The organism is Chryseobacterium soli (assembly GCF_000737705.1).
GTDB classification, from domain to species: Bacteria; Bacteroidota; Bacteroidia; order Flavobacteriales; family Weeksellaceae; genus Chryseobacterium; species Chryseobacterium soli.
Map to the genome: position 1 here is coordinate 1 of NZ_JPRH01000019.1, position 10,492 is coordinate 10,492.

A 10,492-nucleotide genomic window follows, 5' to 3' on the forward strand; every position below is an offset into this window, starting at 1 on the left:
GGCTTTAGCCGAAATACAGATCCCATTCAAAAATTAAAATCAATCATATAACAGGTCTCAAAATATTGTTATTCCTGTTGAGAAATATAAGCCAGATAAGATTCTATATTTTCAGGATGGTCTGAAAGAATTTCTGTTATTTTATTTAATACTTCCAATTTATTTTTAAAGTCACCTGATAAGTGAGTGCGTAAGTGTTCAAGATTATTTAATATTTCATCAATTTTTTCAGGAATATTTTCATCCAATACTTCTCTCAGTCGTTTAGCTATGGTGGGAGACTTTCCATTCGTAGAAACTGCAATTTTCAGATTCCCCTTTTTGATAATTGATCCCAGATAAAAATCACAGAGATCAGGTTGATCAGCTGCATTGACTAAGATATTTTTTGAATTTGAAATGTCTTTTATTTTTTGATGTAAGGCCTTATCATCCGTTGCTGCGATCACGATGTCTATATCATTGATATCAGATTCTTCAAAATCTTTTTCAAAATATTGTACGTGTGGAGTGTCATTTAAAAGGACTCTAAATTTTTCTCCAAAACTTTTCGCTACAACTTTGATCTTTGTATCTGGATTTTGCCTTAATAAAGTTTCAGTTTTTTCAAGGCCTACATTTCCACCTCCAACTATTAAGAAACGTAGGTGTTCAGTTTTTAGAAATATAGGAAAAAGAGTATTGCTCATTACTTATTGAGATTTTTAAGATTAAGATCAAAAGTGTAGGCGATATAATATAATCCTCCAAGAGTTGGACCGGCTGCATATTGATAGTAATAATGATTTAAAATATTAGTTCCTCCGATTTTTAAATTTGAATAAATCTCAGGAAATCTTATGCTGATTTGGGCATCAACTGTAGCATAAGAGGGAATATACCCGTTGGCTAAAGGACTTTGCCAGTCGAATCCAGTCTGCCATTTTCCTACAATATTAAAGCCTACGTTTTTAAATATCTCTTTATTACCAAAACTTATATTTGTATTCCATTTCGGGGTATTGAATGCTGTGATAAAAATATCATTAGTACTGTTGGATAGTAAATTATTATAACTCAAATTCGTGGCTATTGTATAGTTTCCATAGAAATTATAACGAAGGCCTAGAGAAGAACCGAAACTTTTATATTTGTTGGTGCTATTCGTAAAAACACGAAAACGGGTTTGTTGGGTTTTGTCGAGCATATTATTAATCCCTGCGGCAGTTTCTATATTTCCGTTTTTAGGAACAGCAACATCTACCTGGCCTAAGAATCGATCATAAATATTGTAATAAGCATCCCAGTCAATAGCAATTTTACTGTTATTAATAATAGAACGGTAGCCAATTTCAAAAGAATTGATTTGTTCCGGTCTCAATTCCGGGAGGTTGGAGGCTACTAAACGCCCTTTATTATTTTGCACGGCTTCAGATTGAGTAAGACCGGATGATACAGAAGAGTTGACACCTGCATTAAATAGGTCAATAGAGGCTAAGGTGTAAGAGTTTTTTAGAAATCCTTGTCCTTCATTAACAAGATTAAGTCCACCGACTCTTCTTACCCCGCCATTATTTACATATCCCAATGCTTCAAAAATAGAAGGAAATCTAAAACCGTTTTGATAGGAAGCCCTGAAACTATGCTGCTTAAAAGGGGAATAAACCACCGCAAACCTGGGATTTAACTTTGTTTTGAATAAGGGATTTCTGTCTATCCTTAAAGAGGCATTCAATTTCAGTTTATCATCAAGAATGACTTTCGTTAACTGTACAAATGCCCCATATTTTTTGTATAATTGATTTTCTCCGAAACTTCCATCAGGCAACGGTGTATTTCTTTCTGAAACAGGTCTTCCAAAATCCACAAAATTATTACCGTCGGGAACTACGGAATATACCCGGTAATCTGCTCCTACTAAAAGATCAAAGTATTTAACATATCGGGATAAATTATAAGTCGCGTCGACATTATAGGTTTTTGACTGCTGCTTCAGCCACGCACCACCCGTTTGGGGTGCATTTGGATATCCTGCATTCACGTGGTCCCAATTATTAATTCCAATAATGGTATTTTTCAAATTTTCAAAAGCTGCAGTTCCGGGTTCCACACGTCCTTGATCAGCAACCTTTCTTGCTCTTGCAAAAGCAGAAGCAAGATCTGCTCCTGAATTGATCTCATTCTGAAGCGCACTTTGGAAGGAATTCGTCCAGTCTTTATTAGACTTATTCGTTAGATCCATATTATCGGCCAAAGGTTTTAGATTGTACGATTTTCCGGTATTTTCAATAGAGATATATCCTTTTACATCAAATTCTTTTCCTTTAAGTTCTACTTTATGATTCTGTACCGTAGCATCCTGAAGACGGATTTTATTCCCACGTTGGAAGGTGCCGTCTAAAAGACCGTAACGGTAGGTATAAGAAAGTTCTGTATCATTAAAAATCTTATAATATAAACCCGCATCAAATTTAATATTTCTTACCGTTGGATCCACGAGATCCTTTTCCAGATATCCTGTTCTGGATACATTGAAGATTTGTGTTTTACCGTTAATAGTAGCTTTTACAGTAGTTCTGTTATTCCTTTCATCTCCATATTTGTTCCATAAGTCCTGAGCGGGATTATTATTTTCATCTAATTGTTGAAAATTTGGATTGGCTGTACTAAGATTGTTAGGATTTTGATCCGTTAAAGTATTCGAGATCCAATCTACACCTGTCATATAGGATCCGTTGATTTTAAAAGCAATTTTATCATTCAGTTTTTTTGCATATCGTAAAGCAATTTCATGAGTAGAAGCCGAACCGTGATTCGCATCGTCAATGTGGTTGACTCCACCCCGGAAATATAAACTTAAACCTTCGTTCTTAAATGGATTTTTAGTCTGTAAGCTTGCCAGCCCGTTAATCGCATTCATTCCATATAATGCAGAAGCAGCACCGGGCGTAACTTCTAAAGACTGGATATCTAATTCTGTCGGTCCGATGGCATTTCCTAGAGGAACACCTAAAGTAGCCGCCTGAACATCTACTCCGTCAACCAGCTGCATAAATCTGAAATTATTAGGCGAATTAAATCCTCTTGCATTGGGAACTTTTAATGTTAAGCTTGACGTTAATAATTGAACTCCCTTCACATTTTCTAAAGTTTCATAGAATGAAGGTGCCGGAGCCTCACGAATAGCTTTAATATCTATTTTCTCAATAGAGACTGGGGACTTCAAGGTTTTTTCTTCTGTTCTGGAAGCAGAAATAACAACATCATCAATAATGCGGGTCTGGGAATTTAATTCTACAGAGATTTTATTCTGCCCGTTTAAAACTTCTATCTGAGCAGTTTCGTACCCGTTTCTTTCCACCAGAATGACAAAAGGAAAATTGACTCTGGTTCTCAGCTTGAATTCTCCGTTGGCTTCACTGATTGTTTCTTCCGCTGTATTTTTTACTTTAATATGTGCTCCGGATAATGATTGATGATCGGAATTTTTTATTGATCCAGTAATTTCCACCAGTTGCTGCTGGGCTTTGATAGTAAGAGTTGATAAAAGTAAAAGTCCTAAAGTATATTTTTTTATGTGTTGATTTGAAATGTTCATTTTTTGTCAGTTGAATTATGTATTTCCGATTAAATAGCCATGGGTTGGTAATAACAACAACACATGTCCATGAAATAAATATTTCTGACAAATCCTTTCTTTTGTATGGTGGAACTTATTTTTTTCAATTTATTAAATCTCATTGTGCTTTTTAATTTAAATGATTGACAATGGTCCTGTAGGTGAAATCTCCAAAAGTTTCATGAGGGAGCTTATCCTTTACATAATCAGAGAAAAGTACATCCAGTGTTTCCAGGATTTGGGCTTCCTCCAGACTATCTTTATATTTTGTGTTGAGACGCATTCCCAGCCTGTCACCTCCAATATGAAGATTGTATTTTCCATACGCAGTACCGATAAGTCCTATTTCTGCATTCGGAGATCGACCGCAACCGTTGGGGCAGCCCGTCATCCTGATGGTAATATCATCCTGTTGAAGACCATATTTTTCCAAAATAGGTTCAATGTTAGTGATAAGGCTGGGTAAATAGCGTTGTGCTTCTGCCAGCGCCAGTGAACAGGTGTTAAATGCAACACACGCAATAGAGTTTTTTCTCATCGCACTGGATATATCCGTATAGTTTATAATGCCATGTTCATGAAGGATTTCTTCTACTTCCGTTTTATGTTCCGGCAGGATATCCGCCAAAATAAGATTCTGGTTACACGTGAAACGGAAATTGGCTTTACCAGTTTCAGCGACTTTTAATAAACCGGACTTCAATGCATATCCGTTTTCATCAAGCACCCTTCCGCTTTCTACAAATAAGGTGAAATACCATTTTCCTTCATGGTTCTGCTCCCAGCCGTAGCGGTCTTTTCTTTGGGTAAATTCATAAGGCTCTGCTTCTTCAAACTGAAAACCTGATCTCTCTTCTACCAAACGCTTATATTCACTGATGCCTAATCTATCAATAGTATATTTTAGACGGGAAAGCTTTCTGTCACTTCTGTTGCCATAGTCTCTTTGTACAGTGATGATCTCATAGACAGCCTTGAGTACTTTTTCTTCCGTATCCAAAAATCCAAAAACAGAAGCCAGCCTCGGATACGTTGCAGCATTTCCATGAGTAGCACCCAGACCGCCGCCAGCTCCAATATTATAACCCTTAAGTTCTCCGTCTTGTATAATAGCAATGATGGCAATATCATTAATAAAAACATCTACATCATTATTTGGCGGAATGGCAATACCTATTTTCAGTTTTCTGGGAAGGTATCTGTTCTGATACAATGGGTCTTCAGGATTTTTCTTTTCCTCTATCTGCTCTTCATCCAGCCATATTTCATAATAAGCAGTCGTTTTCGGCAGGCAGAGCTCGCTTATTTTAGCCGCTAGCGCATGAACTTTTCCATGCAGGGGAGATTCGGAAGGATGGGAAGTACAGGTCACATTCCTGTTCACATCACCACAGGCAGCAATAGAATCCAGGTGTAATGTATTAAAAGATTGTATCGTGGGTTTGGTTTGTGATTTCAGAAGCCCATGCAGCTGTACCGTCTGCCTTGTTGTTATTTTTATGGTTCCGGTAGAATATTCACCGGCAATGTGATGCAGTCCTGCCCATTGTTCAGGAGTTATTAATCCACCGGGAATTCTTAAACGGATCATGTAAGAATAGAGCCACTCTAATTTTTTCTGATTTCTTTCTTCCCTTCGGTCGCGGTCATCCTGCTGATACATTCCATGGAATTTTACCAGATTTTGATCCTGCTCCCGCAGTGAGCCCGTATACTGATCAGAAAGACTTTCCTGCAGTGTTCCTCTCAGCCCTTTACTCTCTGTTTTTATTTTTTCTACAGGAGATAAATTGTTTTGTTCCAACATTATAATGGTGTTTATTCTTTTAAATAGTAATTATTGATTTCGAAATGATCTAATAGACATCTTTAGCAAACCGTTCTTCCTCTTCAAGCTCATCCAGATATTGCCTGGCCTGTTCTCTGGTTTTTCCATTGTCTTCAAGAATTTCCAGAAGGGTATTTTCAACATCATGATACATCGGATCTCTGGTACCGCATACATATAGATGTGCTCCGTTTTCCAGCCATTCAAATATTTCTGTTGATTTTTCTTTCAGGCGGTCCTGAACATATACCTTTTTATGCTGGTCTCTTGAGAATGCCAGATCTAAATTCGTTATAGAACCCGTTTGTAAGAAGCTTTGAATTTCGGTTTGGTATAAAAAATCTGAGATAAAATGCTGTTCCCCGAAGAAAAGCCAGTTTTTTCCTGTGGCACCTACAGCATCCCTTTCTGTAATGAAAGATCTGAACGGAGCGATTCCTGTTCCGGGACCTATCATAATGATGTCCTTATTTTCATCCGGAAGTTTAAAATGTTTAGCTTTTTGAATATAGAATTCTACAGTTTGATTAAGATCCAGTTCAGATAAATATTCACTGCAGACTCCTATCTTTTCATCATTTTCAGTGGTAAATCTGTTTTTAGATACGGTGACATGGATTTCTGTGGTTCCATGACCGTTGGGAGATGAAGAAACAGAATATAATCTTGGTGCCTGCGGAGTCAAAATACCAATGATTTTTTCAAAATCAACATTTGATGGATACTTTTTAAGCAAATCCAGAAGCCCTAATCTTTCTTCCGAAATGCTGTGTCCTGTTAAGGCTGCATATTTTTTTACAGTTGATTTCAAAAGATAACTGATATTCAAATGATGTTTCAACAGTTCTTCTGTAGGAGCGGTTACTCTTTCCGTTGTAATTATTGTATTAGAATCAAATTTTACCAGATTTAAAATTTCATGAACGGTTTGTATCGTATTGAACGGAATAACTCCCAGCGCGTCACCCGGTTCATAATCAATTTCATCTTCAGTAATGATTTCTATATGATAAGTTTCTTTATTTGAACCTATATCATTCAGGTTGATCTTTGAAACAACAGTACCTTGAAAATATTTTTTAGAAGACGAATTTGGCTTTATCTTTTGCAGATTATCAGAACTAAGCGTTTCGTTGCTCAATTTGTTGATTACTCCATCAAACCAGTTTTCAGCATCACTCTGATAATCGGTATCACATTTTTGAACTGGATAAAATTCTTTTCCACCAAGCTCCATAAAACGGATTTGCAGATCTTCCGCAGTTTTGCAAAATTCGGGATAAGAGGAATCTCCCAATCCTAAAATTCCAAAATGTACTTTAGACAGATCAAGCGTATTATTTAGAATGTAATCATAGAACTTTTTTGCTAAAATAGGCGGCTCACCGTCTCCCTGTGTACTGATGATCAGAAAAAAATACTCTTCTTTCGGTAAATCCGTAATCCGGTACTGATCTGCACCGGTAAGTTTTACCTGAACGCCTTGTTTTTTAGCTGATGCAGCAAGATGTGTTGCTAATCTTTTCGCATTTCCGGTTTCCGTTCCGAAAGCCAATGTTATTTTTCTGGGTTTTGTTATTACAGTTGGCTTTTGGTCAATAGCAGATGGTGATTCAGCAAGAAGTCCCGCAATATATCCATTGGTCCATATCAGTTCCTGTTGGGTAAATCCTCCGAGAATTTTTTTTAAACTTTGTAATTGAAGATCAGACAGCATTTTCTACAGATTTATAGGTTAAATAAGTATTGAGATTTTCTACAGGAGCAAAATATTGATCCTGGGAATGGTCATTCTGAAGCCATGTAAATTCTTCATGCAATCCGACCACTTTCCCGATGATTACCAATGATGGGGAAACAAATTTTTTGTTTTTGAGGGAAGTTTCATATTCTTCAAAACTGCAGGTATGAACTCTTTGCAATGGAGTAGTGGCCTGCTCTATCACAGCAATTTTTTTAGAAGATGAAATATTTTCATTCTTTAGCTTTTCTATGAGCTCAGGAAGAGTAGCAACAGACATATAAAAAACAAGCGTATCATTGGTTTCTGCAAGATCTTTCCAGTGATCCTGATGAACAATATCATGTTTATAAAAGGTCATGATTCGTACTGCTGTAGAATATCCGCGGGCTGTCAGCGGTATTCCGGAATAGGATGCCGCTCCGAGTGAAGCTGTAATTCCAGGAATAATTTCATAGGCGATCGAATGTTCTTTCAATACCTGGAGCTCATCCAGGATATTGGAAAAAATAGAAACATCACCGCCTTTAAGCCTTGAAACATTTTTCCCGGCTAGAGCATATTCTGTCATCATTTCGTTAATACTGTACTGAGGAGTAGAGGCGCCCCGCCGGCATTCTTTGCCTACGAAGATAACTTCTCCGGAAAAATGATCTTCCAGAATTTTAGGACTGACCAATCTGTCTGCTAAGACAATGTCTGAGTGCTGCAGTGCTTTTACTGCCTTTAAGGTAATCAGATCCGGATCTCCCGGGCCTGCGCCGATTAAATAAACTTTTCCTTTTTTCATATTCTCTACTATTTTTGTAGACTATTAGTTTAAAAAAATATCCGACACAAAAAGGAAGGATATTTTTAGATGAATGTAATTAGAACAGACCTTCTACCGACAGATACCGTTCTCCGGTATCATAGTTGAACGTTAATACCTTAGCTTTTTCAGTTTTTCCTTCTAGCAATTGCGCTACAGCAGCTAATGAAGCACCTGAAGAAATTCCTCCGAATATTCCTTCTTGTTTTGCGGCTTGCTGTGTAAAGTTAAAAGCCTCTTCTTTACTGACTTTTATGATTTCGTCTAAAATAGAGGTATTTAAAATACTTGGAACAAAACCGGCTCCGATTCCCTGAAGAGGATGTGGTCCCGGCTCGCCGCCGCTTAAGACTGGAGAGAGTTCAGGCTCTACAGCAATTACTTTCAGATCAGGGAAATGCTGCTTCAGTACTTCACCCACACCGGTAATATGTCCACCGGTTCCTACTCCTGTTACCAAATAATCCAATCCATCAGGGAAATCTTTCAAAATTTCTTGTGCAGTAGTTTTTTTATGTACTTCAACATTGGCCTGGTTGTCAAATTGTCTGGGCATCCATGCATTATTTGTTGCGTTAACGAGTTCCTGTGCTTTTTCTATGGCACCTTTCATTCCTTTCTCACGGGGAGTCAGTACGAAATCAGCTCCGTACACTTCCATTAATTTTCTGCGTTCAATACTCATACTTTCCGGCATTACCAGTGTTAGCTTGTAGCCTTTCACAGCAGCTACCAAAGCCAGGCCTATTCCGGTATTACCACTGGTGGGCTCAATGATTTGAGTATCTTTATTAATAATTCCTTTTTCTTCGGCATCCTCAACCATAGCCAATGCAATACGGTCTTTAATGCTTCCTCCGGGATTACTTTTTTCCAGTTTAATATATACTTCATGGTGTGGAAATAATTTTGAAGCTCTCACGACAGGAGTATTCCCAATGGTTTCTAAAATATTTTGAAATGGCATAATTATATTTTTTAAATTTTATATTACAAAATCGATAACCTCCGGAAAAGGATTGTTATCTTTTATTTTTATCTGATTAGTATGATATACCACTGAATTGGTGGCAATAGAATGAGTAATCCAGACATTTCCGCCAATAATGCTCCCTTCTCCAATTACAGTGGTTCCACCTAGAATAGTTGCTCCGGAATAGAGCACGACATGATCCTGAATAGTAGGATGCCTTTTCAGACTGGCTAAATCCTTTGAGACACTCAGTGCTCCCAAAGTTACCCCTTGATAAATCTTTACATGATTGCCGATAATGGTGGTTTCTCCAATTACAATCCCTGTTCCATGATCAATAAAAAAACTTTTCCCAATCTCTGCTCCGGGGTTAATATCAATACCTGTTTTACTATGGGCATATTCACTAATCACTCTGGGAAGGATTTGAATCTTTTGTTGATAAAGCTGGTGGGCAAAACGATACACTGCTGTAGCAAAAAATCCCGGATAAGAAATAAAGATTTCCTCCTTAGAATGAGCTGCAGGATCAAAATGCAGAATCTCTTCCGCATCCAAAAGAAGCATATCATATATATAAGGTATTGCATCAAAGAATTTTTCTACCTGTTCCTTTATGATAGAATCACTTGTGGAGACTTTATTAATTAACGTATGCAGTTGATATCGGAGATGATTGAATTTGTATTCAAGCTGCTCGCTAGATTGATAAGATTCTAAATGATAAATAAAAAGGACATCAAATAATTCCTGAACAAAATTCTCGGCCAGATGTTTTTCATGAAACAGATAACTTTCCTTCTGTTTCTTTGTGAATAGATATTGTAAAAAATCTGACTGTTTATCTTGAAATTCCATTTTTTTGCTGTTAAATATTTTTATACGAAGTATTCCATATAATATATAAGAGTTGAAGTTGTTATTAATAGGCTGGGAAAAATCCAATAGCAATAACATAGTCTATTAATTATATAGACTAAGCCGACAATTTTTTTTACATGCAACAGACTATCCTATGAATAGGGTATGCATACATTAGCTTACGGTTATATTGATTTGGAAATAATTTTTTCATTATTTGTTTTGAGCAAATTTAAAACAATTAATTAATCTACCAAATTAGTAGACTATAAAAATAAAAAAATTAATGCCCTATAATATATCAATTGATAAATATTGATACTATAAAAGCAACCAATCCTTATATATAAGAGAATTGTCCCTCTTTTTTTCTAGCAATGTCCCGCGGTTTTAGGTGTATCATCATTGTGGATAACTCCACTGATTGATATAAAAAATTCATAATCAAAACATTAGGTAATAACTTATCCACTTTGTGGATATTATGTTAAATAAAGTTGGTGGGGGGAGTAAAAGTTTCTATCTTTGCCCCACTGAAAACGAGAGATAGTAGGTAGCGCAGAGACAGTAATTGATATAAGGAATGAACTAAAAAATAATCGGAATTTAATTTTGATAATTTAAAAAAGTTTGTATCTTTGCAGTCCCTTAATAGGGAGCGCAGAGAGGGTCAGATTTAA

The 10,492-nt window shown here is 36.6% G+C and carries 7 protein-coding genes; all 7 read right to left on the reverse strand.

Going from position 1 to position 10,492, the window contains the following annotated elements; all coding sequences use genetic code 11:
- Positions 1–68: 68 nt before the first annotated feature.
- The 7 genes from IW15_RS21630 to IW15_RS21660 all read right to left on the reverse strand — a co-directional run bounded on the left by IW15_RS21630 (position 69) and on the right by IW15_RS21660 (position 9,809).
- Positions 69–689 (reverse strand): precorrin-2 dehydrogenase/sirohydrochlorin ferrochelatase family protein, encoded by a 621-nt coding sequence (locus IW15_RS21630; protein WP_051882302.1) that lies wholly within the window; start codon positions 687–689, stop codon positions 69–71.
- Positions 689–3,577 carry a TonB-dependent receptor gene (locus tag IW15_RS21635; protein WP_051882304.1) on the reverse strand — a complete coding sequence of 963 codons (2,889 nt, stop codon included), beginning with the start codon at positions 3,575–3,577 and terminating at the stop codon, positions 689–691. Before IW15_RS21635 ends, IW15_RS21630 begins: the two co-directional genes overlap by 1 nt.
- Positions 3,578–3,728: 151 nt before the next feature.
- The gene (locus IW15_RS21640; RefSeq protein ID WP_034715673.1) at positions 3,729–5,405 is read right to left on the reverse strand and encodes an NADPH-dependent assimilatory sulfite reductase hemoprotein subunit; all 1,677 of its coding nucleotides are present in this window, start codon (positions 5,403–5,405) and stop codon (positions 3,729–3,731) included.
- A gap of 49 nt (positions 5,406–5,454) precedes the next feature.
- Positions 5,455–7,143 carry a diflavin oxidoreductase gene (locus tag IW15_RS21645; protein ID WP_034715675.1) on the reverse strand — a complete coding sequence of 563 codons (1,689 nt, stop codon included), beginning with the start codon at positions 7,141–7,143 and terminating at the stop codon, positions 5,455–5,457.
- Positions 7,133–7,957, reverse strand: coding sequence for a uroporphyrinogen-III C-methyltransferase (cobA, locus tag IW15_RS21650; protein ID WP_034715677.1), 825 nt, complete (start codon positions 7,955–7,957; stop codon positions 7,133–7,135). Before cobA ends, IW15_RS21645 begins: the two co-directional genes overlap by 11 nt.
- Before the next feature lie 79 nt (positions 7,958–8,036).
- Complete coding sequence (cysK, locus tag IW15_RS21655; RefSeq protein WP_034715678.1) at positions 8,037–8,945, reverse strand: cysteine synthase A; 909 nt, start codon at positions 8,943–8,945, stop codon at positions 8,037–8,039.
- Between the two features lie 18 nt (positions 8,946–8,963).
- Entirely contained in the window at positions 8,964–9,809 is an 846-nt protein-coding gene (locus IW15_RS21660; protein WP_034715679.1) for a serine O-acetyltransferase, read from the reverse strand.
- Between the last annotated feature and the right edge of the window lie 683 nt (positions 9,810–10,492).

Bases quoted from the DNA above. Each gene is read 5' to 3' on its own strand.
- IW15_RS21630 (WP_051882302.1), bottom strand. From the start codon at position 689: ATGAGCAATACTCTTTTTCCTATATTTCTAAAAACTGAACACCTACGT.
- IW15_RS21635 (WP_051882304.1), bottom strand. From the start codon at position 3,577: ATGAACATTTCAAATCAACACATAAAAAAATATACTTTAGGACTTTTA.
- IW15_RS21640 (WP_034715673.1), bottom strand. From the start codon at position 5,405: ATGTTGGAACAAAACAATTTATCTCCTGTAGAAAAAATAAAAACAGAG.
- IW15_RS21645 (WP_034715675.1), bottom strand. From the start codon at position 7,143: ATGCTGTCTGATCTTCAATTACAAAGTTTAAAAAAAATTCTCGGAGGA.
- cobA (WP_034715677.1), bottom strand. From the start codon at position 7,957: ATGAAAAAAGGAAAAGTTTATTTAATCGGCGCAGGCCCGGGAGATCCG.
- cysK (WP_034715678.1), bottom strand. From the start codon at position 8,945: ATGCCATTTCAAAATATTTTAGAAACCATTGGGAATACTCCTGTCGTG.
- IW15_RS21660 (WP_034715679.1), bottom strand. From the start codon at position 9,809: ATGGAATTTCAAGATAAACAGTCAGATTTTTTACAATATCTATTCACA.